Origin of the sequence: Shewanella sp. W3-18-1 (genome assembly GCF_000015185.1) — a bacterium.
Lineage (GTDB): Bacteria > Pseudomonadota > Gammaproteobacteria > Enterobacterales > Shewanellaceae > Shewanella > Shewanella putrefaciens.
The window spans coordinates 1,148,859-1,175,092 of sequence record NC_008750.1; the positions used below are offsets into that span (position 1 = coordinate 1,148,859).

At 43.9% G+C, this 26,234-nt stretch carries 24 protein-coding genes, 1 tRNA gene and 3 pseudogenes; 15 read left to right on the forward strand and 13 right to left on the reverse strand.

The features are described 5' to 3' along the window. Positions 1 to 68 precede the first annotated feature (68 nt). Entirely contained in the window at positions 69 to 779 is a 711-nt protein-coding gene (locus SPUTW3181_RS05175) for an RluA family pseudouridine synthase (protein WP_011788380.1), read from the forward strand. Between the two features lie 60 nt (positions 780 to 839). Here SPUTW3181_RS05175 and SPUTW3181_RS05180 read toward each other — a convergent pair whose 3' ends face one another. From SPUTW3181_RS05180 to SPUTW3181_RS05195, 4 genes are all read right to left on the reverse strand, one after another. Next, on the reverse strand, positions 840 to 1,613 hold the full coding sequence (locus tag SPUTW3181_RS05180) for a substrate-binding periplasmic protein (RefSeq protein ID WP_011788381.1): 774 nt from the start codon (positions 1,611 to 1,613) through the stop codon (positions 840 to 842). A gap of 196 nt (positions 1,614 to 1,809) precedes the next feature. Further along, positions 1,810 to 2,898 (reverse strand): methyl-accepting chemotaxis protein, encoded by a 1,089-nt coding sequence (locus SPUTW3181_RS05185; protein ID WP_011788382.1) that lies wholly within the window; start codon positions 2,896 to 2,898, stop codon positions 1,810 to 1,812. A 248-nt stretch (positions 2,899 to 3,146) separates the two neighbouring features. Beyond that, entirely contained in the window at positions 3,147 to 4,520 is a 1,374-nt protein-coding gene (mgtE, locus tag SPUTW3181_RS05190) for a magnesium transporter (RefSeq protein WP_011788383.1), read from the reverse strand. Between the two features lie 19 nt (positions 4,521 to 4,539). Beyond that, positions 4,540 to 5,247, reverse strand: coding sequence for a hypothetical protein (locus SPUTW3181_RS05195; RefSeq protein ID WP_011788384.1), 708 nt, complete (start codon positions 5,245 to 5,247; stop codon positions 4,540 to 4,542). Between the two features lie 773 nt (positions 5,248 to 6,020). On the opposite strand from SPUTW3181_RS05195, the pseudogene SPUTW3181_RS05200 reads away from it, so the two are divergent. The 4 genes and pseudogenes from SPUTW3181_RS05200 to SPUTW3181_RS05215 form a co-directional block, all read left to right on the forward strand. Then, positions 6,021 to 6,338: pseudogene (locus SPUTW3181_RS05200) on the forward strand (endonuclease); the annotation flags it as partial. A gap of 131 nt (positions 6,339 to 6,469) precedes the next feature. Further along, on the forward strand, positions 6,470 to 8,080 hold the full coding sequence (locus SPUTW3181_RS05205; RefSeq protein ID WP_011787758.1) for an IS1634-like element ISSpu7 family transposase: 1,611 nt from the start codon (positions 6,470 to 6,472) through the stop codon (positions 8,078 to 8,080). Positions 8,081 to 8,092: 12 nt separating this feature from the next. Next, a pseudogene (locus SPUTW3181_RS05210) lies at positions 8,093 to 8,962 on the forward strand (endonuclease/exonuclease/phosphatase family protein); the annotation flags it as partial. Positions 8,963 to 9,264: 302 nt separating this feature from the next. Beyond that, on the forward strand, positions 9,265 to 10,455 hold the full coding sequence (locus SPUTW3181_RS05215; RefSeq protein ID WP_011788387.1) for a class I SAM-dependent rRNA methyltransferase: 1,191 nt from the start codon (positions 9,265 to 9,267) through the stop codon (positions 10,453 to 10,455). Between the two features lie 169 nt (positions 10,456 to 10,624). Here SPUTW3181_RS05215 and rpiA read toward each other — a convergent pair whose 3' ends face one another. After that, the gene (gene rpiA, locus SPUTW3181_RS05220; RefSeq protein ID WP_011788388.1) at positions 10,625 to 11,287 is read right to left on the reverse strand and encodes a ribose-5-phosphate isomerase RpiA; all 663 of its coding nucleotides are present in this window, start codon (positions 11,285 to 11,287) and stop codon (positions 10,625 to 10,627) included. A gap of 230 nt (positions 11,288 to 11,517) precedes the next feature. Here rpiA and SPUTW3181_RS05225 point away from each other — a divergent pair, with 230 nt between their 5' ends. The 3 genes from SPUTW3181_RS05225 to SPUTW3181_RS05235 all read left to right on the forward strand — a co-directional run bounded on the left by SPUTW3181_RS05225 (position 11,518) and on the right by SPUTW3181_RS05235 (position 14,565). After that, positions 11,518 to 12,450, forward strand: a complete 933-nt coding sequence (locus SPUTW3181_RS05225) for a DUF808 domain-containing protein (RefSeq protein ID WP_011788389.1) — start codon at positions 11,518 to 11,520, stop codon at positions 12,448 to 12,450. 81 nt (positions 12,451 to 12,531) lie between these two features. After that, positions 12,532 to 13,437: a 3'-5' exonuclease gene (locus SPUTW3181_RS05230; protein WP_011788390.1), complete on the forward strand. Its 906-nt coding sequence runs from the start codon at positions 12,532 to 12,534 to the stop codon at positions 13,435 to 13,437. A 198-nt stretch (positions 13,438 to 13,635) separates the two neighbouring features. After that, positions 13,636 to 14,565: a hypothetical protein gene (locus tag SPUTW3181_RS05235; protein WP_011788391.1), complete on the forward strand. Its 930-nt coding sequence runs from the start codon at positions 13,636 to 13,638 to the stop codon at positions 14,563 to 14,565. 105 nt (positions 14,566 to 14,670) lie between these two features. On the opposite strand, the gene SPUTW3181_RS05240 is transcribed toward SPUTW3181_RS05235, so the two are convergent. Beyond that, on the reverse strand, positions 14,671 to 15,009 hold the full coding sequence (locus SPUTW3181_RS05240) for a PBPRA1643 family SWIM/SEC-C metal-binding motif protein (protein ID WP_011788392.1): 339 nt from the start codon (positions 15,007 to 15,009) through the stop codon (positions 14,671 to 14,673). A gap of 348 nt (positions 15,010 to 15,357) precedes the next feature. Here SPUTW3181_RS05240 and SPUTW3181_RS05245 point away from each other — a divergent pair. Further along, positions 15,358 to 15,434, forward strand: a tRNA-Trp gene (locus SPUTW3181_RS05245). Between the two features lie 268 nt (positions 15,435 to 15,702). Here the strand turns inward: SPUTW3181_RS05245 and SPUTW3181_RS21970 are convergent. Beyond that, positions 15,703 to 15,765 (reverse strand): annotated as a pseudogene (locus SPUTW3181_RS21970) (integrase); the annotation flags it as partial. A 292-nt stretch (positions 15,766 to 16,057) separates the two neighbouring features. Between SPUTW3181_RS21970 and SPUTW3181_RS05255 the strand changes: the two are divergent. Continuing rightward, complete coding sequence (locus SPUTW3181_RS05255; RefSeq protein WP_011788394.1) at positions 16,058 to 16,477, forward strand: tetratricopeptide repeat protein; 420 nt, start codon at positions 16,058 to 16,060, stop codon at positions 16,475 to 16,477. A 134-nt stretch (positions 16,478 to 16,611) separates the two neighbouring features. On the opposite strand, the gene SPUTW3181_RS05260 is transcribed toward SPUTW3181_RS05255, so the two are convergent. Next, the gene (locus tag SPUTW3181_RS05260; protein WP_011788395.1) at positions 16,612 to 17,232 is read right to left on the reverse strand and encodes an IS6-like element ISSpu17 family transposase; all 621 of its coding nucleotides are present in this window, start codon (positions 17,230 to 17,232) and stop codon (positions 16,612 to 16,614) included. A 202-nt stretch (positions 17,233 to 17,434) separates the two neighbouring features. Here SPUTW3181_RS05260 and SPUTW3181_RS05265 point away from each other — a divergent pair, with 202 nt between their 5' ends. From SPUTW3181_RS05265 to SPUTW3181_RS05275, 3 genes are all read left to right on the forward strand, one after another. After that, on the forward strand, positions 17,435 to 17,725 hold the full coding sequence (locus SPUTW3181_RS05265) for a DUF2607 family protein (RefSeq protein ID WP_011788396.1): 291 nt from the start codon (positions 17,435 to 17,437) through the stop codon (positions 17,723 to 17,725). An 85-nt stretch (positions 17,726 to 17,810) separates the two neighbouring features. After that, complete coding sequence (locus SPUTW3181_RS05270) at positions 17,811 to 19,955, forward strand: TonB-dependent siderophore receptor (protein ID WP_011788397.1); 2,145 nt, start codon at positions 17,811 to 17,813, stop codon at positions 19,953 to 19,955. Beyond that, on the forward strand, positions 19,945 to 21,201 hold the full coding sequence (locus SPUTW3181_RS05275; protein WP_011788398.1) for a DUF1624 domain-containing protein: 1,257 nt from the start codon (positions 19,945 to 19,947) through the stop codon (positions 21,199 to 21,201). Before SPUTW3181_RS05270 ends, SPUTW3181_RS05275 begins: the two co-directional genes overlap by 11 nt. A 94-nt stretch (positions 21,202 to 21,295) precedes the next feature. On the opposite strand, the gene dpsA is transcribed toward SPUTW3181_RS05275, so the two are convergent. Then, complete coding sequence (gene dpsA, locus SPUTW3181_RS05280) at positions 21,296 to 21,763, reverse strand: DNA starvation/stationary phase protection protein DpsA (RefSeq protein WP_011788399.1); 468 nt, start codon at positions 21,761 to 21,763, stop codon at positions 21,296 to 21,298. A gap of 207 nt (positions 21,764 to 21,970) precedes the next feature. Here dpsA and SPUTW3181_RS05285 point away from each other — a divergent pair, with 207 nt between their 5' ends. Together SPUTW3181_RS05285 and rimI are read left to right on the forward strand one after the other, a co-directional pair. Next, positions 21,971 to 22,321: a DNA polymerase III subunit psi gene (locus tag SPUTW3181_RS05285; RefSeq protein ID WP_011788400.1), complete on the forward strand. Its 351-nt coding sequence runs from the start codon at positions 21,971 to 21,973 to the stop codon at positions 22,319 to 22,321. 23 nt (positions 22,322 to 22,344) lie between these two features. Further along, complete coding sequence (gene rimI, locus SPUTW3181_RS05290; protein WP_011788401.1) at positions 22,345 to 22,842, forward strand: ribosomal protein S18-alanine N-acetyltransferase; 498 nt, start codon at positions 22,345 to 22,347, stop codon at positions 22,840 to 22,842. A 69-nt stretch (positions 22,843 to 22,911) separates the two neighbouring features. Here rimI and lipA read toward each other — a convergent pair whose 3' ends face one another. From lipA to SPUTW3181_RS05310, 4 genes are all read right to left on the reverse strand, one after another. Then, the gene (gene lipA / locus SPUTW3181_RS05295) at positions 22,912 to 23,877 is read right to left on the reverse strand and encodes a lipoyl synthase (protein ID WP_011788402.1); all 966 of its coding nucleotides are present in this window, start codon (positions 23,875 to 23,877) and stop codon (positions 22,912 to 22,914) included. Then, positions 23,874 to 24,527, reverse strand: a complete 654-nt coding sequence (gene lipB / locus SPUTW3181_RS05300; RefSeq protein ID WP_011788403.1) for a lipoyl(octanoyl) transferase LipB — start codon at positions 24,525 to 24,527, stop codon at positions 23,874 to 23,876. The genes lipA and lipB overlap by 4 nt, the downstream gene beginning before the upstream one ends. 93 nt (positions 24,528 to 24,620) lie before the next feature. Then, on the reverse strand, positions 24,621 to 24,887 hold the full coding sequence (gene ybeD / locus SPUTW3181_RS05305; protein WP_011788404.1) for a DUF493 family protein YbeD: 267 nt from the start codon (positions 24,885 to 24,887) through the stop codon (positions 24,621 to 24,623). A gap of 119 nt (positions 24,888 to 25,006) precedes the next feature. Continuing rightward, the gene (locus tag SPUTW3181_RS05310; protein ID WP_011788405.1) at positions 25,007 to 26,182 is read right to left on the reverse strand and encodes a serine hydrolase; all 1,176 of its coding nucleotides are present in this window, start codon (positions 26,180 to 26,182) and stop codon (positions 25,007 to 25,009) included. Between the last annotated feature and the right edge of the window lie 52 nt (positions 26,183 to 26,234).

Genomic DNA, 26,234 nt, shown 5'->3' on the forward strand with positions numbered 1-26,234 from the left:
TTTACTTTATGGTTCCGTTTTTGAATATTTTGCTCACTGAATTTCCCTTTTAGTTGTCTGAGAAAACGATGTCCGATCCCGAAGATAGCATTACCCAAGTCGATACTTTTATTGCGCCGCCTTGCCTCGGGCAAATACGTGTGCTCTATCAAGATAGCGATATTCTGCTGATTGATAAGCCGAGCGGATTATTGAGTTTATCGGGGAAGAATCCGCTGAATCTCGACTCAGTGCATTATCGTTTAGTGCAGGATTTTCCGACGGCCACGCTACTACACAGACTCGATTTTGGCACTTCTGGCATCATGCTGGTGGCACTGAATAAAACGGTTAATGGTTTGCTGACAAAACAGTTTCAGGCGCGCACGGTTGAGAAGCGCTATACCGCATTACTCCATGGGCATCTCACTGACGACAGTGGGGTGATTAATCTGCCGATCGCTAAAGATGTCGACAATTTCCCGCTACAAAAAATTTGCCACAGCACAGGTAAGCTTGCGATCAGCGAATATCGGGTGCTTGAACGATTACCGGAACCTTTTGCTACTCGGGTAGAATTTACCCCCGTTTCTGGCCGCACTCATCAACTTAGGATCCACAGTCAGCAATTGGGACACTCGATTTTGGGGTGTGATCTGTATGCTGGGGTAGGTGAGAAGATAACAGACAACGATTATGCTCTACATCATACAAGGTTAATGCTGCATGCGACTCGCCTAGCCTTCGACCATCCAATAACAGGCGAGCGTATCGATTGGATTTGTAAGTGTCCTTTCTAAGGGACGATTTGAACGTGATAGTAAAAGAGATATAGAGTGTAGAATAGTTGAATTTAGTGGTTAGTGGGCTGGTCCTATCCGTTCGGTTTGCATGGGCGGTTCATCCATGGGGAGCCAAGCATGATAAATCGTTTTGAAAGTGCCATCTGCTTTTATCGCTACTAGGCTATTTTTCCATTGTTCTATCACTTCATTGGCGGTGCCGCGAGAAAAAGCAATGTATAGATGGTTAGCACTAATCGTAAAAAGGGATTCAACATCATCAATACTGGCACCCGCCTCCGTAAGTATGCTTGGTGCTGTTAAATTAGCATTACACCAGAGATCGATACGGTGTTTTATGAGCTGCTTAGCGCTTAAAAGCGGAGTAGAAGACGCTGCAATATTGGTAAACCCTTGTTCGAGGAGTATTCGCTCTTCAACTGAGGCACGGTAAACGCCAATCGCTTTGGCTGACTTCGCATCCTCTAAACTGGTAATTTTTATCCCACTGTTTTTTAGAGCATAAAAATTAGTCGTCCCAATTGCAACTGGGCCAATCATAGTAAACATCTGCTCTCTTTCTGTCGTGCGTGTCATAGTGAATAACACAGTATTAGGTTGCTCGGTCAGCATTTTCCAACCTCGAGCCCATGGCACAACCTTAATTGGGTCTTGGTTCTTGATGCGTTTTTGAATTTCTTGTACGACCTGTACAGCTAAACCATCGGGTTTACCATCAACAGAAAAGCTGATCGGTGACCATTCTTCGGTATATATATTCAGTGGATTGGCCATGATGGTAGGCACGATCAACACTAAGATTGGTAGCAGTATTCTTGTGGCAAATTTCATTAATAACCCTAAAAATTAGTACGTTATAATTGAGTCTGACTGCCTGCTCTAAAACGATTAAAGAGAGAAACTGTATTTTTTATCAAGTATAGCTATTAGCTTGGTTTATAAGATTAAAATTTAATATCGGTTTTCAGAAAAGAGCACCGATTATCGTGCTCTTAAGGTTATCTTTGTTGGTATCGCTGCTTCAATTTTATGCTTGGTACACATCACGCATTAGATTATCGATATAGTGCACTACGCGCATACTTGCATCTTCCATTTGATGTAATTGTTTGACCATATCGCTTAAGTTACCCGTATGTCTTGCATGTAGAGCGGCTTTGCCTGCCTCATGTACTGCCTTATGTGGGGCATCTAATGCTTTAAAATTACTTAAGTGTTGATAATTTTCTGCGCCAAAGCCTTTAAAATACCACTGACCTAAACGGCATTCGGTATGTGAGTTTACATCATGGCTATGTTGTGGTTGTTCAATTAATTGATAAACATTGCTTTTCCAAACCGCATGATCGAGTTTGGTGGTATTCAAAAAAGAGGCGGTTGCGGCATTATGGATCACATGCTGCATTTGATGTGAGCGTTGAAGTACATCTTCAACGACTTGGCCAATTTGAGTCGATGAGGCTGCAATATCAACGGCACTGGCTTGGTTATTATCAACAATATTTTTAATTTCATTTGCTTGGAAAACTATTTGTTTCACAAGCTTTTCTATCTGACTACTCGCTTCATGGGCTTTGCTTGCAAGCTGGCGCACTTCATCGGCTACTACGGCAAAACCACGGCCAGCTTCACCTGCTCGTGCAGCTTCGATGGCAGCATTCAGGGCGAGTAAATTTGTTTGTTCAGAGATACCTTGGATAGCCGCCACAAATTGATTAATAGAGGCGGTTGTAGCATCGAGCTCCATGACCGCATGCATACTTTGTTTTGCTTGTTCATTAATATAAGTTGCTCGAGAACCTAAGTTAGTAATGGCAATGCGGGTTTGATCAAAAATTTTATCGAGTTCAGATAAGGATTCTTTTTCTTCAGTAAGTAGTGATGCGCTGCTGGCTAATCCATCGCGAATCGCGTTTAACATTTCTCCGCCTTGATTTTGACAAGCGATCACTTCGGTAAAAAGATCTGAGTTTTGGCGGGATTGCTGCTGCATCATTTCGTTTTCGCGGATGATGGCTTTCAACTCATCGATTTCAATTTGATGTGTACGCTGCTGTTCGACGAGTTGTTGCCGGAGAATTTTATTTTCTGTTTTTAGCTGAGAGTTAAACCACATAAAGACCTCTAAACACTTCATTAGTGTTGTTATCGCTACTGCTTATAGACTTGCATTAGTGGTTCTATTGCAAATATAGCAATATTAAGAATAAGTTAGATTTATTGTGATGTTAGAATATTAACCCATGATTAATGTTTGTGCTTATATTTTAGGTGTAATTAGCACATTTATGATGTAGACCAAGCCAATCAGAATTAACCCAAAAGTGAGCCGAATAAGGGTTGTTTATTCGGCCCACGAATGATTTAGGGCATAGGTAAGTCGAGCACCATAGTGGCGATACTGAAGTACACTATTACACCTATGATATCGGCGATGGAGGTGATGAGTGGCGCGCTCGCGGCCGCAGGATCCATCTTTAATTTGCTCAGTAAGAAAGGCAGAGACATACCAATCAAGCTGCCAATAATCACCACAATTTGCATTGTGAGTGCCACAACCAGTGCGATTTCAGGTCCGCCGCGCCAAAACCCTAGCAAGGACACTGCCGCTGCCATGCTGGCTCCTAATAATCCGGCGACAAATAATTCGCGCCCTAGCATAGATAACCAGTCTTTTATTTTAACTTCTCCAGTGGCTAGACCGCGTACCATTAAGGTGGCTGATTGCGAGCCTGCATTACCACCGCTATCGATAAGTAGTGGTAGGAAGAAGACCAATGAAACATAACTGGCAATGGTATCTTCAAAATAGGCAATGCCTGCGCCTGAGAAAATATTTCCAAAGACCAAAACCACTAGCCAAAATACGCGTTTACGATAGAGTAACCCTATGCTGGCTGTTTTTAGATTGTGGTCGATATTGCCTATAGCTGCGGTTTTGGTGAATTCAAGATCCGCCTGCGAACTGGCAATATCCATTGCATCGTCATAGGTAACAATGCCGACCAATTGACCTTTACCATTGATAATGGGAAGTGCCATTAAGTCATAGTGAGCAATCATCTGCACCGCTTCTTCGCGCAGGGCGTTGGCATCAAGCGCAACAGGATCGGGCTTCATAAAATCGACCACTCGCTCATCGGGTTGTGCGAGTAGTAATTGCCTTAAAGAGACTGTGCCTATCAAGCGGCCTAACATATCCACCACATAGGTTTGATAAATAGTTTCCTTATCACTAGCTTCAGTACGTAGCGCCTCTATGGCCTCGCCAGCCGTGTGGCGGCTATTAAGTAAGGTGTAATCTGACGTCATCACCGCACCAACCTTGGCTTTATCATAGGCGGCGAGGGTGCGCATATCTTCCCGTTTGGCCAATGCTAGCGCAGGTAAAATCGCCGCTTGCTGGGTTTCATCGAGCAGATTATAGAGGTCGGCACGTTCATCTGCTGCCATGTGAACCAGTAGCGCAGATAGCGTGGTTTTATCTAATTGCTGTACTAAGCTGGCTTGCAATTCATCGGTCAGATAGCGAAACAGATTGGCGCAAACCTTAGGTGAGGCCAGTTGCAACAATAGGACTTGTTGAGCTTGATTAAAGACGTTAAATACGGCTGCAATATCCGCAGGGTGGCGTTTTTCGGCTAATTCAGCCATGACGCTTGCACTGCGTTGCTCGATAATCATTTGCAGATTATGGATGATTTTTTTAGTGTTGTTTTTGCTGTTATTCATGTTCATAGCTCATTCTCCCAACGATCTAGTGACCAAAGTAAAAGGTGATGTCTGCGCCAAGTTGCAGCGCGTTGCCACGAAGGGCATTGCCTAAGCTCAATTCCAGCTGTAGCTGTTGTTGCGGTGTGTGTTGATAGGCGAACTGATAGGCAGTCTCGCTCAATTCTTTTTGATAAATCTCGGCTATCACGCGATGGTGACTACTGAGTTCATACGCTGCCGCGATACCCACCAGTAATTGGGTTGATTGATTAAATTCATGGGTAAAACCTAAATTGGCATAGAGACTGACATCAGAATCGCTTAAGGTTTTGCCAAAAATGCCGAAGACTTCGGTGGCTAATTCGTTACTGGCATCGAGGTTTTTCTGCAAGTTGATTACCAGTGCGCTGTGCCAATCATCCTGTTGCTGCTCTGGATCTGAGTGGGAGTTTACGTTGAGTGGTAGCTTAATGCCGACTTCTGCTTGCTCCTCACGAATATCGTCATTGGCATTGGACGCTAATCCTAAATGCCATTCCCATTGATTGCGGCTGCAAGTCGTGGCCGCGTTTAATTGTGTGCGAGCATGATCCGACCTAGGTTGTTGCCAGCCCATTTCTAATTCACAGCGATCCGCGAGGGCGGGATCATCTACTTCGAGATGGGATGCCGCCGCACTCATGCTGTAGTACAAGCTGATACTTGCGCAGGATAACGATCGCAAAATTGATGTGTTGTTTATGTAAGCCATATTTAGGCTCCTCAGATGTAAACCCATAGATGTAAATCCATAGGGAAAACGAAGTCCACTGAGGCAAAAAACTTGCTTTGAGATGCAATAAATACACATAACTGAACCCCAGCAAAATGCTGGAATTGCTAAAGCGCAGCCATAGGCTCAGGCTTATTGTCTGTGATTGATATTTTGGGGGAGGCTGAGTGAAGAATGGTTCACACTACTACCCTGCTTAGCAGGTAGCAGCAAATATTGCGGGCTAGTGCTAGGCGTTAAATCCTGTCTTTTGGACAGGGCATCTACTGTCGCTTATGTGTGTGCCCACAGTGGGTCTCCGCAATGATTAAAGTCGCCACATTCTAAGGGACTGAAATGTAAAGTCAACCGCACATGTTATTACATATGTTTTTGTTTGAATTTACACTTTAAGTAAAAGTTAATTTTATGATCATTCTTGGGCTTGCGTGATTTTGTTGGGAGTGCTGGTGGTTTTGCGTGCTAATCATTGTTGTTTGATTGTTTGTTTTTTGGCTGATAGCGGTTGATTTTTGTTGTCGGATTTAACTGTGATATTGAATTGTGGTTTTTAACGGTATGACTTATCTCAGTAAGGTGTATTTGAGTCGCCAGAGATGAGTTAAGACTTTATCTAAAATGGGGGATTTGGCATTAGTGCACTTCGGGTATACCCTTGTCGGCCTGCGGTGAGTCATTGTGCTCATTCAGATTAAGTCAGATTAAGTCAGATTAAGAGAGTTTGCTGTATTCAGATTTTGGGGGATTAAGCTGTGGCACACAATATCGATGAGTTGGAATCAGTGGCTGCACCTATCGATCATAAGCGCACCGCGAATATCAAGATCGCCAGTATCAATCTGTTTAATTTTATTGAGCCGCCTTTGGCTTACTATGATTTTGAAAATATCTATAGCCATGGGCAATGGCAGAAAAAGTGTCAGTGGTTGAGTGAGTTTCTCGCACATCGCCAGCCCGATATTGTCGGATTTCAAGAAGTGTTTAGCCCTGAACCGCTCAAACGAATCGCTCGCGAGCAAGGTCTAGGGTATTTTGCGGTCGTTGATGAGCCAACTCTTATCAGTGATTACCCGTCATTCCGCAGCTAATTCCAGAATTTAAATAGTGTGATCTGGCGATCAGCTTTTCATAAAAACTACGACACCATCTTGACCGCGATCGACAGTTTTGATCTATTACTGCTATTTGACGGTCTCAAAATATGTCTACCCATCCTGTTATTAAACGCTTAGATCACCTTGGTCTCATTGCCGCCTTTTGTCACGAAATTGGCCTGCCACGGATGATAGATGCCGTTATCCCAAAATATTCTGACCACAATGTTTCTCATGGTGACGCGGTATTGGCCATGCTCCTAAATGGACTTGGCTTTCATAGCAGAACACTGCACATGTTCTCGGACTTTTTTAAGACCAAGCCTGTATCTAAGCTACTCGCCAAAGACATTGAAGCACACCACCTGACTGATGATGTACTAGGCCGCACATTAGATGCTCTATACGAAGCCGATGTCTCAGCGCTCTATCAGGTTATTGCTGAGCGTGTTGTTGATAAACTGGGCTTGACGACCGATTCTGTTCATCTTGATATCACTAGCTTCCACGTTGATGGTGAGTATGCACAAGATGAAAACACCAACGTGATTAAGCTTGTAAGAGGTTATAGTCGGGATCATAGGCCAGAGCTTAACCAAGTCGTGCTTGAACTCATCTGTGAAAACCAAGCAGGTATTCCTGTTTACATGCAAGCACTGAGTGGTAACACCAATGATGCCAAGGCATTCGCTGAAGTCACTAAAAGACACATACATTGCCTAAAAGCCGCGCAAAATAGTCGTTACTTTATCGCTGATGCCGCTTTGTACACCGAAGAAAGCATCTCCTCGCTAGATGAGCAAAATCAAAAATTCATTACCCGTGTCCCCATGACCATCAAGCTCGCAAAACAAGCACTACTTGCGCTAGAGCCAGAGCAATTAAGCACTATCGGTCATGGCTACTCAGGATGTTGGATAGACTCGGATTACGGAAAGGTCAATCAACGTTGGTTGCTCGTTCACAGTGAACAGGCCACCAAGCGGGAAGAAATCACTTTCTTCAAGAACTTAGAGAAAAACATAGCAAAAGAAATCAAAGCGTTGGAAAAGCTAAGTAAAAAACCATTCGCTTGTGAAGTTGACGCAGAATTAGCGTTTAACGATTTCAAGAAACAATGTGACTTACTTGGGTTTGAACAAGGCACTCTCATCAAACAGCCGACTTACTCTCATTCGGGCCGCCCAAAGACAGATGAAGCACCGACAGGATACCAATACTTTATCGAAGCCGCCCCCTTCACCGACCTAGAAAAAGTAAAACTGGCTAAGCTCAAAGTAGGCATGTTTATCCTCGCGACGAATGACACCGACAATGAAGCACTCACCATGGCGGCTCTTCTAGCACATTACAAATCGCAACAAAAAGTCGAGCGCGGCTTCCGTTTTCTAAAAAGCCCTGAGTTTTTAACCTCTTCCATCTTCTTGAAAAAGCCTGAGCGCATTGAAGCGTTGCTAATGATAATGACGTTGAGCTTGCTTGTTTACGCTAGTTTAGAACACAAAATCAGAGAACAACTCGCACAAACCGAAGCGTTCTTCCCAAGTATGGTAAAGAACAAGACGACCTCCAGACCGACGGCACGTTGGGTCTTCTTGCAATTCGAAGGCATAGATACGCTAGAGATTAACGGCCAAAGGTTCATCACTGGACTTCAAGATCACCAAACACAACTACTCAAATTACTCGGTAGATTCTATGAGGTAGTTTATTCCTAAATTAGCTGCGGAATGTCGGATTACATTTATCGCAGCCCTGTGGTCGCGCTTGCCTCCCGTTATCCTATAGTGGAAATCAGCAGTGTCGAACCTGATGCACGTTTAGTGGCAGCCATGGGATTATCGAGTGAATTTGCCTTTAGCCGTAAGGTGCTGCGCGCAACCGTTGAAGTGCCACACATCGGCAAGTGTGACTATTATGTGGTGCACTTTAAGTCAAAACGTGCCGGATTAGCACTCGAGCCTAAGCTATTTGAACATCAGCCACTTGGGTTAGATAACTTGGCTCCCGCAGCAAGCATGAAACTGCATTCAGAAACCCAATTACTCACAGAGCAAGCCTTAGGCCGCTGGGCATCCACCATGCAGCGCGGCGCAGAAGCAGCATTATTATTCAATGGCATATTGGTACGTAGGCAAGAATCTAAACATCCAGTTATCGTGATGGGGGACTTTAATGACAGCCTGTCGATGGGCGCCTTAGATGCGTTAACGATACAGGGCGATAGCATTCACAGTAATGACATTAAAGCCGCTGGCCTTGGGCATTTATCGGATGCGGCATTAGCGGCGGTGTTTGCTCAGTATCAACTTAAGGATGCCTATGAGTTATTTATTGAAGCGAACTTGAGGGACAGTTTGACTGGCAATACCGCTTACCATAGGGAACACAGAGCGGCGACCCATTACTATGGCCCCAAAGGTTCTGTGCTGGATTATATTTTGCTTTCGAGTGAGTTTGATGCGAGCCATGGCCGCAGTTTAGCGCAAGTCGTAGATTATCAAACCTGCGATAGACACTTAGTCAGACCTGAATATGAACGCGACGCCTACAGTACTGACCATGCGCCCGTCATTGTTGAGTTAGCGCTACGTAGCTAAGTTTTCGTGTTTACTGATTAATTCGTCTTATTTCAAATCATGTCAGTTGTCTTTATCGCGCTGGCATCTCCTCGCTACGGTTTTGTTAGCGTTGTTTCATTAACCATTCCAACATCATTTCGCATGAATATCATTCAGAATTAACTGTTAAAATAAGGTATGATCGGCCACCCGTGGATGATGGTAAATAAGCGCTGCGGCGTGTTCGGTACTCGCACTTAGGTGGCATTGGGTATATCATCCGTTTCCCATTTTTAGACAGCAGCCCTTTTTTAGTGGCGGCCCTATTTTTAAAGGCAACTATGGCTATCAGAATCAAACTTAAACCCGGCCGCGAGAAGTCGCTCGAGCGTCGCCATCCTTGGGTATTTTCCAATGCTATTCATAACATTAAGGGAAAACCTGAAGCGGGTGAGACAGTCGATGTGGTCGCGCATGATGGTCATTGGTTAGGTCGTGGTGCTTGGTCGCCTGAGTCGCAAATTCAAGTGCGGATTTGGACTTTTGATCGCGAAGAAGAAATTGATCGCGCGTTTTTTGCCAGACGTTTACAGCGGGCGCAAATCGGCCGTAACGATCTAATCCGCGAGCAGGGTTTAACGGGTTACCGTTTAGTGGCCGCCGAGTCCGATGGTTTGCCTGGGATCACCATCGACAGATATGCCAATGTGCTGGTGTGCCAGTTACTGAGCACAGGTGCTGATTTATGGCGCGATACCTTAGTCGAGTTATTGGCTGAGCAATATCCAGATTGTGCTATCTATGAGCGTTCTGATGTGGATTCCCGTAAGAAAGAAGGTCTGCTGCCTGTGACGGGTTTACTGCACGGCACTCTGCCAGAAATGCCAGTGATTATCGAAGAAAACGGCATCAAGATCGCCGTCGATGTGATTAAAGGCCATAAGACAGGTTTCTATCTCGATCAACGTGATAACCGCGCCATTGCCGCCCGTTTTGTCAAAGATAAATCGGTATTGAACTGTTTTTGCTACACGGGGACTTTTGGTCTGTACGCTGCGAAAGCAGGTGCTGCCAGTATTGAAAACGTCGATGTGTCTTCTCTAGCCTTGGCGACAGCGCGCCTCAATATGCAAGTGAACGGTTTGAGTGATGACAATGTGCATTACAACGAAGCCGATGTGTTCAAGTTGCTGCGCCAGTACCGTGATGAAGGCAAAACCTTTGATGTGATTGTGCTCGACCCGCCTAAGTTTGCCGATAACAAAGCGCAGTTAAACGGGGCTTGCCGTGGTTATAAAGACATCAACATGATTGCATTACAGTTGTTGAATCCGGGCGGTGTGTTATTGACCTTCTCTTGCTCAGGATTAATGCCTGCGGATCTGTTCCAAAAAATCGTGGCCGATGCCGCGCTCGATGCGAAACGTGAAATCCAGTTTATTGAACGCTTAAGCCAAGCGAGCGATCACCCTATCGGTAGCGCCTTCCCAGAAGGATTCTACTTAAAAGGTCTAGTTGCCAGAGCTTGGTAAGCCAAGCGTTTGATATAAGCTGTCTGCGATGGGCAACTTAGTTAGATAACATTGAGCTATAAAAAGAATCATAAAAAAATGCCAGCTCTTGAATAAAGTGGCTGGCATTTTTACAGCGTATTTTTACAATCAGCAGCTTTGTGACTGTGATAGGATTTTTGCACTTAACTTATTTGGTAGTAAACGTTTTTACGCCATCAGGGGTGCCAACGAGTAACACATCCGCACCGCGTTTGGCAAACAGACCGTTAGTCACTACACCGACTATCTCATTGATCTGACTTTCTAATTCTTTTGGATTAAGGATTTTAAGATTATACACATCGAGGATTACGTTGCCGTTATCGGTCACAACACCTTGGCGATAAACAGGATCTCCACCCAATTTTACCAATTGGCGAGCGACATAAGAGCGAGCCATTGGAATGACTTCTACGGGTAGCGGAAATTCACCTAATATGTTGACTTGTTTAGTGTTATCAACGATGCAGATAAACTTCTCAGCTACAGCCGCGACAATTTTCTCGCGAGTTAATGCTGCGCCACCACCTTTGATCATATCCATACGATCGTTGATTTCATCGGCACCGTCTACATAGACAGATAAACGATCGACGCTGTTTAAGTCATAAACGGGAATTCCTAGCGCTTTCATTTTCTGAGTGGATGCTTCCGAGCTTGAAACCGCACCTTCGATATCATCTTTCATGGTAGCGAGTGCATCAATAAAGTGGTTTACAGTCGAACCTGTACCTACACCGACAATACTGCCTTCTTCAACGTACTTAAGCGCGGCCCAACCAGCAGCTTTTTTCATTTCATCTTGAGTCATGTTGACATCCTGTAACGGCAAATGAGTAAAAAATTCTGCGATTAGTATACTCTTTTCCGGCAGATAATGTGGGGCAATTCCATTGCCAGTGTGATCTGCATTCATGGTATTTCTAGATTAGAAATAATGTAAGCGACTTAAGCAGTTAAGATGAAAAGCATTTCACTATACGCACTCAATCTAACTAAGTTACTATGACAAAAGCAGAATGCGTTTATTAAGGAAGTTTTATGGCTGGGGCGAGTTTATTAACTTTACTCGATGATATCGCATCGATTTTAGATGATGTGGCTGTGATGAGTAAGGTTGCCGCAAAGAAAACCGCAGGGGTACTAGGAGATGATTTAGCGCTTAATGCCCAGCAAGTAACGGGCGTAAGCGCCGATCGTGAATTACCCGTCGTGTGGGCGGTGGCCAAGGGATCGTTCCGTAATAAGTTGATTTTAGTACCTGCAGCAATGCTTATCAGCGCGTTTATTCCTTGGGCTGTCACCCCTTTATTAATGTTTGGTGGACTGTTTTTATGTTACGAAGGCTTTGAAAAACTGCATCACAGCTATAGCCATAGAAAAGGCCAGCAGCAACACCAAAGCCAAGTAGAGAATGAGTTACCAGAGATTAAAGATATCGCCACCTACGAGGCCGAAAAAGTTAAAGGGGCGATTCGTACCGACTTTGTGTTATCGGCGGAAATTATTGCCATCACCCTTGGTATAGTGGCGGATAGATCGTTATCGACACAGTTTTTTACCTTAGCAATTATTGGCATAGTGATGACCATAGGCGTGTATGGCTTAGTGGCAGCGATTGTCAAAATGGATGATGCGGGGTTGTACTTGAGTCAACGTGAAGGTGCCTCTGTATTAACTCAAATGAACCGTAAATTAGGCTTTGGTTTATTGAGCGCCGCCCCCATATTAATGAAAAGTTTAACGATTATTGGCACGGCAGCCATGTTTATGGTGGGTGGTGGGATTTTAACCCATGGTTTGCATATCATCGGTGAGCAAATTCACCATGCGCAACAAGCCATTGCTGCAATCAGTGTTCTCGGCCCTGTCTTGGCGGTTCTCACCCCTAGCATACTTAACGGGTTATTTGGTGTGCTTGCGGGGGCTCTTGCTGTTTTTCTTATGGCGGGAATTCAAAAGCTGCGTAGTTAATTGCTAGTTTTGGTGGAAGATAGTTCGATATAGGAATGGTTTCTAACGGAAGTTATTCTTTAAGCTCTCAAGGACGGTGTCATGAAGTTAATGAAGTATTGCCTTTCACCCAATAAGTTAGCTTGGCTACGTCAGGAGCTAGGCGAGAATGCCGATGGTTTGATTGCGGTAATGGATGCGGCGGGTAGCGCCTATTTGGTCCAAGCAGCACAGTCTGATACTTCAGTTGCAGTAGATGCTTTGCCTAAATTAATAGGGCCTGAGCTTAAGTTATTGTGGTTTAAACAAAAGCTTGCACTTATCACTCGTCTTGATGATATTGAGTTATCCCAATTAGCCCCTTTCGAGCTTGAGGGCGCGCGAGTTATTGTGGTTCAGCCTGATGAATTAACAACAGTGCTGCAAAGCATAAGCAAGCAGCGTGTCATTGGGTTTGATACCGAAACTCGCGCAAGTTTTGAGCGCGGAGTGCAGCATCCCTTAAGTTTGATCCAAATCGCGACCCATGACACCTGCTATTTGTTTCAACATGCGCTGTTAGCTGAGCAGTTAGGGTTATTAAAACCTGTGCTTGAGGATGAGAATATTTTGAAAGTGGGTGTTGGCCTTAGAAGTGACGGTCAAGCATTAACGCGGGAGTGGGGGATTAATGTCACGCCGAGGTTAGATTTGAACTGGGTTCTAGCACAGCTTGGGGCGGGTAAAGAAATGGGTACTCGTCAACTGGTCGCCACGTTACTGCAAAAGCGTATCGATAAGCCTAAAAAAGTGACCCTATCGAATTGGCAACAGGTACCTCTAACCTCTACACAAATTGTTTATGCCGCCTTAGATGCATTGGCAGCGCAGCATTGTTTTAGCGAGTTAATCGACAAACTTAAGCCATTTTATCTGGCATCATTAGAAGCGAATACTCAGTTGCTTACTCAAAACCTCACGGTTCGACTGGCGAGCTATTTTGAACAGGACAATGAGGTAACGGGATGATTTTGAATACCAAGGAAACTCGGGCTAAGTTGAAAGCGGATCCACTTAACTCCAATGTTAGCTCACAGGGAACCAGCACTTTGGGCTTGATATACCGAGTCATTGGGATGTTGTTTTTATTAGGACTAGTGACGTTCGGGGTTAATACATGGCTTTAAGCTCAAAAATACTTAAGCCATAAAAAGGGAGAGGGGCGCTATGTTAGATGCGATTTGTGAACTCGATGTAGAGCAAGGCGACGCAATTCGAGTGACATACAGCGTATTTACGTTTCAGCACTTGTCCGAAGCGGATATTGAGCGTCTGCGTCAAAGGTTATTTTGCCCTGCCTGTGGCGGTAAAGCCTATTTCCGTAAAGCCTCAAAAGATGGCAAAGCTGCCTGCTTTGGATCCCGCTATCATCAAATTGATTGCATTGAATTTAAACCTTCGGCACAAAAATCCCGAGAAGAGCAAGATGCTATCGAAGTGCATCAACAGCTGGTGGATGCCGATGCGCTGATGATCGATTTTAGCCGTAAACCGAGAATAGCTAAATCTAGCACTGCCAAGTCAAAGGAACACGCAGATAAAACCATACTTAATTCAGCGCAGATTGCGGATATTGAAGTAAAAAAGGTTAACGCTGACACAGTGCAAGAAGCCCCGATGCAATATCAGGTCGACACGCCAAAAGATACCCCACTCAAAGAAAAACGTGTCCCAAGCCAAGGGCTCGAAAAGTTGCTCCACAGTTTACTGCGTGGTTCCGATTTAGCCACATCCAACCTCTGGGTATATACAGATAGTGAGCGTAAATACCGTTGGCGGGCAAAGAATCTATTTGTGAATTTTGCCGATGCCGATCCCACAGATAATAAGCCTCATATGTATTGGGGGACGATTTCACATACGGATCCAACCATGAATTGGCTCAATCCCGCAGACAGTAAAGATATAGGTATTCCTATCGATGGGGTAAAGGCAAAACTATTAAAGCAATTTGCCATTGAAGATAAACGTGATTTAGAAGGCGCAGGGCTGATTTTATTTGGCAAGTGTTTTTGGAATAAAGAAAAGACCCGCAAAATTATTCAGTTATGGAATAACGATTTACAGCGAATTTTTATCTCACCAATTGAGGATTAACCGAGCTATTAATGGTTTAAATAGGATTTAGCGGGAAAAGAGAAGTGAAAAGGGGCTTATTCTCGTGGCAGCAAAAAGACCCTATTAAAGTGATGTACTTCGGATTTATTTACCGCAACATTTTTTAAATTTTTGACCACTACCGCAGGCGCATGGCTCATTACGGTTCGGCTTTTTCTCAAAGGTGGTTGTTTTAGGTTTATTTAATAAACCTTCTAATTCAATAATGTTTTCTTGTACATCGGCATTGACTTCAATATTAGCGAACAGTTGATGCTCGGCAACAATAGCGGCAACTTCAAGTTTACGTGCTTCGTCGGTAACGATTAATTGCAGGGGAAAAGCCTCTGTTCCCGGTTTAGCGGCACGTTTAGTGTTGTAGCCATAGCTTTCATGCTTTGGCTTAGGCGTTCTACGACCTTTAAAGAAAAATTTGTCAGACATGAAGGGGGTTCCGTGGAGCTGTGTATGAAATTGACGATGCTTATACTATAAAACACCGATTTTATAAATCGAACTCAGATATTTTTTCGATAACTGCGTTTATGACGACGCTTTATTCGGGCATCTCACCATTAGATACAGCTTATTTAGCATGGAGGGATTTATCCGTTCGCTTCAAGGTTGCAGTGCAACGCCACTTGGTAGGCTGGCATGGTGTGTTTTTCATCGTTATGCTAATTAAATCAACATACATAATAAAACTTGTTTGAAAAATCCTCAGTTAATGAGGTTTGTCATAAAAAGTCCTTTACCTTTGAGAGTGCTTTTAGCATAATGCCCCACGTCAACAGGGGTGTAGTTCCAATTGGTAGAACAGCGGTCTCCAAAACCGATGGTTGCGGGTTCGAGTCCTGCCACCCCTGCCAAATAAAACAACGGCTTGCATAGAAATATGCGAGCCGTTTTTATTTTTGTTAGAAAAGTTGTTAGAAATGTCTAATCAGCTTTTTGAATAACGATTCACTTCTTAATACTGCCGATCGTTGGCACGATCTCTGTTCTGCGATCATAAACGTTCACTTGGCCAACGGTTTTATGCCCACTAAATTGCTGCTTGTCGTGAATGTTTCCTTCAAAGTCAGAGATGCCTTTCGCTTTGATGTCGTGAAATGTGAACGTTCGTTCAATGTCTGGATATTGTAGGGCTTGCATGATGATATCTGTTGGGAAATGGCGTCCAGAAAAGTTTAGCGACATTGATGATGTTAGTTAAGAGAGCATCGCTCATGATAAACTCGTTCCTCAGTTTGCGACAGAACCCTAGGAAGGTGTATGGCGTCCACTACGAGAAGCAGATATGTCTCATAGAGTCGATGCAGTAAGTTGGTGGAACAGTACCGGAAGAGGATATGGAGCAAGAGCTCCTGAGGTTAGAAACTGGATGCTGGACTCAAATAACTATTACCTTGATCATTACTCTATAAACAGATCGCAAGGTGCTATGTTAGGGCAAACATATTTAAAGCCATTGATTTAAAACGAGGTTCTTATGGGGGGCATTGAATCTGAAATTGTTAAAAAAATCGAGCTTGGGAATTCCTTTGAAGATAAGGGGGATTTTAACAAAGCATTGGAGGTTTATTTTTCGGCATTAACTGATATAGAAGAGGCCATTGTTGATAAATATAAATCGGAAGAGGCTCGGTGGTTAATTTCATGCATATGTGGTGTGTATTTCTTAAAAAAAGAATATCTTGAGGCAAAGAAGTGGGCTCTTGAGATATTTAAATATAACATTCCTGAGTATGGAACGTCAGAGCTAATTGATTTAGGGGTAATATATTTCGAGCTGGAAGATAAGGATAATGCTTTTGAGTGTTTTTCAAAAGCATATGCAAGAGGGAAAGGCAGAGCCTTTCAAGGCTATAACAAAAAATATTTTGATTTTTTTAAATCGTATAAAAAATAGGGTTCTGTCGCAAACTGAGAGCTTGCAGCTAAGATTTGAGGGCGCAAGATCCCTCAGATACAATTATGCGGCTAAAGAATAAAATTGTTCCCATGGTGTCATCTTTTCGGTGGTGTTCATTTGCCCTTGCTTTATCATGAACCAAAGTTCAACGCCAGCAAGCGTTGATTCGGCACCTTCCCAAGACTTCCAACCCAAACATTGATCATTTTACCTTTCACTTTTCGATGACTTTGCTCAACAATATTATTCAGATATTTTATGGCTAAAACCTCAATCATAAACAACATGCAACCAGACAGCCAAAGACGAATATTAATGGTGTCTAATGCCGCAGCATTCGCCCCACTTTGATCAATGACGACCTTTTCAGGTAAGCCATGTTGGTTGATAGCTTTATTGAAAAACGCCCGAGCAGCGGGTTCATCACGGGTCTCACTCAAATAAAAATCAATAATAGCACCGTATTTATCCACGGCGCGATAATAGTAAACCCAGCGACCTTTAATCTTTATGTAGGTTTCGTCCATTCGCCACGACCCTGATACTCGACGCTTTCTCTTCCTGAATACGGCTTCGAGTTGCGGCGCATATTTGATAACCCAACGGTTCAGTGTTGAGTGGTCAAAATGGATATTACGTTCAGCGAACATCTCCTCAATTTCACGGTAACTCAGTTTATAGGCCAGGTAATATCGTAGGGCTTGCATGATGATATCTGTTGGGAAATGGCGTCCAGAAAAGTTTAGCGACATTGATGATGTTAGTTAAGAGAGCATCGCTCATGATAAACTCGTTCCTCAGTTTGCGACAGAGCCAGTTGATCTGCCTGCTTATTTTTACCTTATTTCATATACCTCTTGTAACATTTGTGCCCTGTGTCTTAGGTAAATCGATTTGCAACTTTAGTTGTTCTTAACATACAATCGCCTGCCAAATTATGTGAGGAAGTATGGTTTGAACAGTGTGATGCACACAAGACGCACCTTAGCGATATGGCTTGTTGCCATATTGGTGCTATTGTCTGTGGCTTCGGCTGTTCACAGTGTTTCCCATTTAAAAGATGACTCAACAACCCATTGTGCGCTTTGCTTACATCAACACCAAACACAACATGCGTTAACGAGTACACCCTTTCATTTCCAACTGTCTCAACAAAGCTATATCCGCGTTGAGTTTCAAGTCGTTTCCTTTGAACAACTGTTTAGTCGTTTCTTTAATAGTCGTGCACCACCGATAACAGCTTAATTTTCTGATTAAATTCATTAATTTATTGATTTTGTAGTGTCTTGGTTTTACTAAGGCGCTGATGCTGTTTATTTTCGGAGTGAAAATGACTTATTTAGCTTTCCCAAAGCGCGTAGCGCTTTTACTGGGCGCTTTCGTTGCGTTCAATTCTCCAATGGTGTTTGCCGCGAAGGAGCTTCAATCGAATGAACAAATTACCGATTCAGATATTGAGCGTTTAAGTATCCATTATCGTCAAGCCTACCGTGGTAATGTACCCGCAGAGGCACTTCCCCAAGCGATTAGTGTGCTGGATGAACAATTAATAAAAGATGCGGGCCTGACAAGGTTTCAGGATGTTCTGGATTATTCTGCCAGTGTAGCGCGGCAAAATAATGGTGGTGGTTTATGGGATAGTTTTTCTTTGCGCGGTTTTCCGGGCAATGAAAATATGCCATCGGGTTATTTAATTAATGGCTTTAATGGTGGACGAGGCTTTAGTGGCCATAGGGATTTGTCTAATGTCGCCTATGTGGAAATATTAAAAGGCCCAGGTTCTGCGCTTTATGGGCGTTCTGAACCTGGTGGCACAGTCAATATCGTGACTAAGAAACCCCAATATGAAAGCAGTGGTTATTTAAAGGCATCGGCTGGGAGTTTCGACCAATATCGGTTAGAAGGCGATGTTACCTCTGGTTTAACCGAGTCTGTGGCGTTTCGGATCAATGGCGCTTGGCAGGAATACGATAGTTTTCGTGATTATGTGTTTAGTGATAAGAAAATCGTTACGCCTTCTGTACGTTGGCAGGTTTCCGATAAAGCCTCATTACTCTATGAGCTTGAGTATCTTAAACAGGAGCAGTTATTTGACCGCGGTTTTATCGTACTCAATAACGATATCAAGACAGTGCCGCGTTCACGTTATCTAGGTGAGCCTAATGATGGCGCAACGAAGGTGAATGCCACTGGGCATCAACTGACCTATGACTATGAATTAAATGATGATTGGTCATTAACGGCGGGTTATAACTATCGCGATTCCACCTTAAAGGGATTTTCCTCCGATGCTGAGCTGGCAGCGGGGCGTCAATCCTTGTTTGATGATGGCCGAACACTGACTCGCCAGCATCGATATAGGGATTATGCCTCAGAGGATAATTCCCTTCGTCTTGAATTAAGTGGTCATCTTGATACGGGTTTTATTCGTCATAATTTGCTGCTTGGTGCCGATGCCTACCACTACAACCTGAAGACGGGGCTTTATCGCTATCGAGGCAAAAAAGGCGAATATGCCATCGATATTTTTGAGCCGCAATATGGCAGCGTTCAACCTGAGGTAAGTTTACTGTATGAGAATGAGGAAACTCAGAAGGCATGGGGCACTTATCTTCAAGATCAAATGGATTTAACTGAAAAGTGGAAATTACATTTAGGACTGAGGTTTGATAGTTATCAGCAAGATATTCGTGAAACGGCTAAAGAGACGCTATCGGAACAAACCGATAATCGGGTTAGCCCTAAAGTGGGTCTCGTCTATTTGTGGTCAGATGCATTAAATTTTTATAGTTCTTACTCTGAAGGATTTTTACCGCTTTCAGGAACTGACTATGCGGGGAATCCATTTGAAGCTGAAGAAAGTCAATCTGTAGAGCTGGGCATGAAGTTTAATGCTGCTTGGCTTAACGACCTTGCCATAAATGGTAGTTTAGCCGTGTTTGATGCCAAAAAGAGCAATATTTTAACCTCAGATCCTGTGAATGTAGGGTTTTCGGCTACTTTGGGGGAAGCGAAAAGTACAGGACTTGAATTAGATATCGCGGCCGATCTGACTGAGTCATTACAAGGCAGACTATCCTATGCCTATCTTAATACGCGTACAGCCAACGATACTTTGAATGTTGACTTTGGCGTACAAATACCCGCAGGAAGTCCACTGGTTAACGTGCCTAAACAAACCGCAAGTATTCTGTTGAAACAAGATCTCAATGATTTTTCCATTGATGGGCATTTGGGATTAAGTTGGCGCTATATTGATTCGCGCCTCGGCGATTCTGCCGATCCTAGCTTTCAATTGCCTTCTTATCAGTTAGTTGGGTTGTTTATGAACACCCACTTAAGCGACAACTTAAGCCTTGGTGTGAATCTGGATAACTTACTGGATGAACATTACATCGCGAGTAGCTATTCCGCTCTTTGGGCCGTGCCGGGTGAGCCACGTAGCATTAAAGTGAGTGTCAGCTATGAATTCTAATATCAGTGCTAATCCAGCGTTATCTTCAGGTTTTACCGAGCAAGAACGGGGTCATTCTATTGGCCGCACCCGGATCAATAGTATCGATATGATGCGCGGTATGGTGATGCTTATCATGTTACTCGACCATGTGAGGGAGCGGTTTTTCTTTCACATGCAGGTGAGCGATCCTATGGATTTGAGTTCGACCTCTTGGGGGCTTTTTCTGAGTCGTTTTGCTGCCCATTTTTGTGCCCCGGTCTTTGTGTTCTTAACCGGGGTTTCTGCATGGCTTTATGCCAATCGTAGCCATGGTGAGCCACGTTCAGCACGGGAGTTTTTGATTAAACGCGGGCTGTTTTTAATCGCGCTGGAAATTTTAGTGATTAACTTCTCTAACCTCTCTTGGATGGTCAGCTATTACACCCTTTGGTTACAGGTGATTTGGGTGATTGGTCTGAGTATGTTAGCGCTCGCTGCACTGATAAACCTGCCTAGACCTTGGATGGCCCTTTTAGGATTTGCGATTGTTTTTGGCCATAATCTGTTGACGCCTATTGGTTTTCAGCCCAATGAGTGGGCTTACGGTCTGTGGACCATATTGCACGACCGCGGCTATCTCGTCAGCGAAGGTGCGCTTAGGGTTAAGGTGAGTTATCCCGTGCTGCCTTGGATTGGAGTGATTTTACTGGGTTATGTTGCAGGGCCACTTTTTAGTAATAAGCCGAACGGGAGCCATCTTGATGCATTAGCTCGCCAGCAAAAGCTGTTGTTTTTAGGGATCAGCTGTTGGGTACTTTTTGCGGTGCTACGTGGGTTTAACCTTTATGGCGAAACCTTGCCTTGGCAGTCGGGGGCACATTTGGGTGAAACCTTGATGTCGGTATTTAACTTAACGAAATACCCGCCATCATTAAGCTTTTTACTGGTGACTTTAGGCGGCATGTTCTTTTGCTTAGTGGCCTTTGAGCGGTATTTTGCATCAAGTGGGAAAGTGGGTGGGAGATTAGCGCGAGTCGGTAATGGGTTGTCTGTGTTTGGCTCAGTCCCTATGTTCTTCTATATCTTGCATTTGTACGTGCTGTTACTGCTTTATACTTTAGCGAAATTCATCTTTGGCGCAAACCATGGTGAGTACTTTGGCGTGAACAACATGGGATGGGTTTGGTTTATCGCGGGCGTATTAGCCATCGCATTGTATTATCCCGTTAAGCGATTTAGCGAGTATAAAAAACACAGCACTCAAGCTTGGATTAAGTACCTCTAATCTATTTTGCGTGATCAAGCTTTAAAGGCAAAAGTCGCCAAGTGTTTACTTGGCGGCTTTTTTGCTTTGGTCAGAGCAATAATCTATTTAGCGATTACTCTGCGAGTAAGCTGCGTAGCATCCAAGCATTTTTCTCGTGAAGTTGAATGCGTTGGGTCAGTAGATCGGCGGTTGCTTCATCGTTAGCTTTGCTGACGAGTGGATAAAGTGCCCGTGCATTGCGGATAACGATTTCCTGATCATTAAGTAGCTCGCGGATCATGGTTTCAGCCTTGGTTACCCCTTGATCCTCTTTGATTTCTGTCAAGGAGGCGTAGGCTGAATATGAGCCTAATGCTCTGGCTCCCAGTGCCCGTACTCGCTCGGCGATCAGGTCAACGGCTAAAGCAAGCTCAGTATATTGCTGCTCAAACAGTAAGTGTAAGCTAGTGAACATTGGGCCTGTGACATTCCAGTGAAAGCTATGGGTCTTAAGGTAAAGACTGTAGCTGTCAGCCAATAGTTGGTTTAGCCCTGCGGCGATTTCTTCTCTGTTTGTTTGGTTGATGCCGATATTAATCATGGTATTTTCCTTTCAGTGCCCTACTCAATGGACCAAGAATAACAGGTCATGGCTTCAAATAAAGCGATTAAAACAGATTTAATAAATCGCATAAGTAGATTGGAAATTTTCTCGCACAGTCACAGTTTATAAGGTTAGTAACATTAACAACGCATAACTGGTATTCTTACGCCATTGTGACTTACGAGTGAAGAGCCTAACGAACCCATGAATAAATCAGCTTATTTAGAAGCCATGGCGATTACCTCTTGGCGTATACGTGACACTAAGGTTAAGCCCTATCAAGTCATTTGGGATGCCGATGGTGCGTTGCCGCAAGCCCAGACGCTTATTGAGCAAGTGCTTGAGTTAATTGGCGTTACGCCAGATGAATGTGATTTTGATTGTCAGATCCATAAAGGAAAGCAAATTATTTGGGATTTGCGTCGCCATAAAGTAAGGCCTCGTACAGCTTGGTTAGTCTCTGAGCCACTAGCGAGTTTGCTTGTTGGGAGTGAGGCTAAACGCGCCTTATGGTCACAGATTTGTCAATGGCGTGAGCAACACAGTAAGGCATAAATCACTGCTTCGGAACTTAATGTGTGAATATTCAAGACTCTAAAATATTAAACCCACAGTTAACTTTAGTGCGTCTTGGGCAAATGGATGTACCGCAAATGGCTTCAATTGAAGTAAGCGCACATTCTCATCCCATGAGCGAAGGCAATTTAGCCGATTGTTTTGGCACGTTATACCGCGTATATGGTTTATCGCTAGCGGGAGAAATGTCTGCTGAAACGTTAATTGGTTTTGCCATTATCCAACAGATCCTCGATGAAGTGACCCTACTGGATATTTGCTTAGCCCCTGAGCACCAAGGTTATGGTTATGGCAAATTATTATTGAGCGAAGTGATTGAAGCTGCAAAAACCTCTGGTGCTGTGGTGGTGATGCTTGAAGTGAGAGAGTCTAATCTTGCGGCCCGTGCTTTATACCAAAAGATAGGCTTTACTGAGTCTGGCAGGCGTAAAGGTTACTACAGTGCAGATGATGGGAGAGAAGATGCGATTTTGATGGATTTCACCATCACCTCTGAATAACCTATTTCACGCAATAAAAAAACAGCGCAATGGCGCTGTTTTTTGTACAAAGTAATATTAAACAATAGGTTATTTAACTTCTTTACCTTGTGCTTGCAGATCCGCATGGTAGCTTGAACGCACTAATGGGCCACAGGCTGCATGGGTAAAACCTAATTCATCGGCTAAGGCTTTAAGTTCATCAAACTCTGCTGGCGGTACATAGCGTTCAACCGGCAGGTGGAATTTAGACGGCTGCAGGTATTGGCCTAAGGTCAGCATTTCAACTTTATGTTCGCGTAAGTCGCGCAGTACTTGCGCGATCTCTTCGTTGGTTTCACCCAGTCCCATCATCAGGCCAGATTTTGTTGGCACGTTTGGATGACGTTCTTTAAAGCGTTTTAGCAAATCGAGTGACCACTGGTAGTTAGCACCGGGTCTGGCTTTGCGATAATGCATTGGCGCTGTTTCTAAGTTGTGGTTAAACACATCAGGCGGCTCAGTTGCTAAAATATCTAATGCTGCATCGATGCGTCCACGGAAATCCGGTACGAGGATTTCAATCTTAATCGCAGGGTTCAGTTTGCGGATTTCTCGAATACAATCGGCAAAATGCTGCGCCCCACCATCACGTAAATCATCACGATCTACCGAGGTGATAACCACGTATTTAAGCTTCATATCGCGGATCGTTTGTGCCAATTTAACTGGCTCTTCGGCGTCGGGTTTTAAAGGGCGGCCATGGGCAACATCACAAAATGGGCAACGACGAGTACAAATTGCACCCAGAATCATAAAGGTCGCTGTACCGTGGTTAAAGCATTCCGCGAGGTTAGGGCAGGAGGCTTCTTCGCATACAGAATGCAAGCCATTGCTACGTAGGGCTTGTTTAATATCTAAGATACGTTGATTCGAAGCGGGGAGTTTTACCCGTAACCAATCGGGTTTACGTAACATAGTATCGCGCTCGGAGGGCACAATCTTAACCGGAATACGAGATACTTTATCGGCATCCCTTAATTTGACTCCGGGCTGTAAACGTTCTGGCCTATTCATGACGCTGCTAATCCTTGATGATGAACTAGATGTTGGTAGCCCAATAATTGGCTAAAAGTAATAGTGAGTTGTTCGCCTGCTTCTGTCACGGTTTGCGGTCCGCCAAGCGCTTTGGATTGTACCATTTCAAGGCCGGCATAACCGCAAGGGTTAATTCGGCGAAATGGGGCAAGGTCCATATCGACATTTAAGGCTAATCCATGGAATGAACAACCTCTGCGGATGCGCAATCCAAGGGAGGCAATTTTGCGTTCATTAACATAAACGCCTGGTGCATCAGCCTTAGCGTAGGCTTGGATATCATACTTAGCGAGCATATTGATAATGCTTTGTTCTATATGGGTCACGAGTTGACGGACGCCGATTTTACTACGTTTGATATCAATAAGAGGATAAACCACTAATTGCCCTGGGCCGTGATATGTCACTTGACCACCGCGATCCACTTGAATAACGGGGATATCGCCAGCATTTAAGATATGTTCACTCTTACCTGCTTGGCCTTGGGTAAACACGGGTGGATGTTCTACTATCCACAGTTCATCAGGGCTTTCACTATTACGAGTGTCAGTGTAATGCTGCATGGCATGCCAAACTGATTCGTAATCTTGTTTTCCTAGATGTCGGATATGTAAAGTCGTGTCTTGCAAGGGCAACCTCTCCCCTTAAAATTGAGTGGCGTCATTATACGCCTCTTGCGCATAAATGTAAGATAGATCACATTTTACAGCCTTGAGGAATACTTACAGGACGCGACGAACACCTTCAATAGCGGCAAGTTCGGTATACAAAGTTTCAATATGATCTTTACTGGTGACAGTGACGCGAATAGTGATTGAGTAATAGCTTCCTTTGCTTGATGCCTTGGTTGTAGGAGCATAATCACCAGGAGCATGCTTTTGAACGACGGCTACGACTCTATCCGTTAAAGCTTCATGGGCATCACCTACGACTTTGAATGGGAAGGCGCAGGGAAAATCCATTAATTCATCAAATTTGGTATCTAACATAATCAGTGCTCTTAACCTGTAGTTCTTTGTATATGGCGACGATTATACCCGATTCAAGGGGTATGCACTCCCCAAAAAAATAAAGCTACCCTGAGGTAGCTTTATTTTTGTGATTTAGCTTAGCTAAACCATCCAGAAAACAGCTGTTTAAAGTAGTCAACTAATTTACTAAACCAGCTTCCCTCATTCACTTCTTGTAAGGTGACTAATGGGTATTGTGCTATGTCTTTTCCATCTAGTTGGAAAAATAGTCGACCTACAGTTTCACCTTTTTTCAGCGGTGCATCTAATTGTTTAGTTAGCTCAAAATTGGCTTTTAAGTCTTTTGCGCGGCCACGGCTGACAGTGATCGGTGTATCAGTTGCAACGCCTAAATCGACAGTGCTCTTATCACCGTACCAAATCTGTTGAGTGGTAAAGTTATCACCTGCTTTATATGGCGTAATCGTTTCAAAGAAACGGAAGCCATAGGTAAGCAGTTTTTTGCTTTCTGCTTTACGGGCGGCTTCACTTTGTGTACCCATCACGACAGAGATCAAGCGCATACCATCTTTGGTTGCCGAAGCGACTAAGTTATAACCCGCTCCAGAGGTGTGGCCAGTTTTAATGCCATCCACATTCATACTGTTATCCCACAATAAACCATTGCGGTTATATTGTTTGATCCCATTGAAAGTATAGAATTTTTCACTATATACACGGTATTCTTCAGGCACGTCTCGAATAAGTGCGGCACCTAACAATGCCATATCATAAGCAGTCGTTTTGTGGTTATCAGAATCAAGGCCGTGTGAGTTTTCAAAGTAGCTATCACGCATCCCAAGCTGTTTTGACCATGAATTCATCATATCGACGAACGCACCTTCGGTTCCAGCGATATGCTCAGCCATGGCAACACAGGCATCATTGCCTGATTGGATGATAATTCCTCGGTTTAAGTCTGCAACTTTTACGGTTTTGCCAACTTCGATAAACATTTTAGAAGAATCAGAGAAGTTTTTAGACCACGCATTTTTACTGATGGTCACATCATCTTCAGGGGAGACATTGCCTGCTTTAATTTCTTGGCCAATAACATAACTGGTCATCATCTTAGTTAAACTGGCAGGGTTTAGGCTCTCATAGGCATTGCTTTCTGCAATAATTTGGCCCGAATAGTAATCCATCAAGACGTAAGCCTTGGCGGCAACAGTGGGTGCATCAGGTGTAACAATAGGCTGCGCAGCATAAACAGGGAGAGAGACACTAGAAATTAGCAGCAATGTTTTAATGGGACTTTTTACAAAATTCATCATTAACTTGGCACGTCTTTTGGTTGTATTGAATGAAAAGGGCTAAATAGCTTCG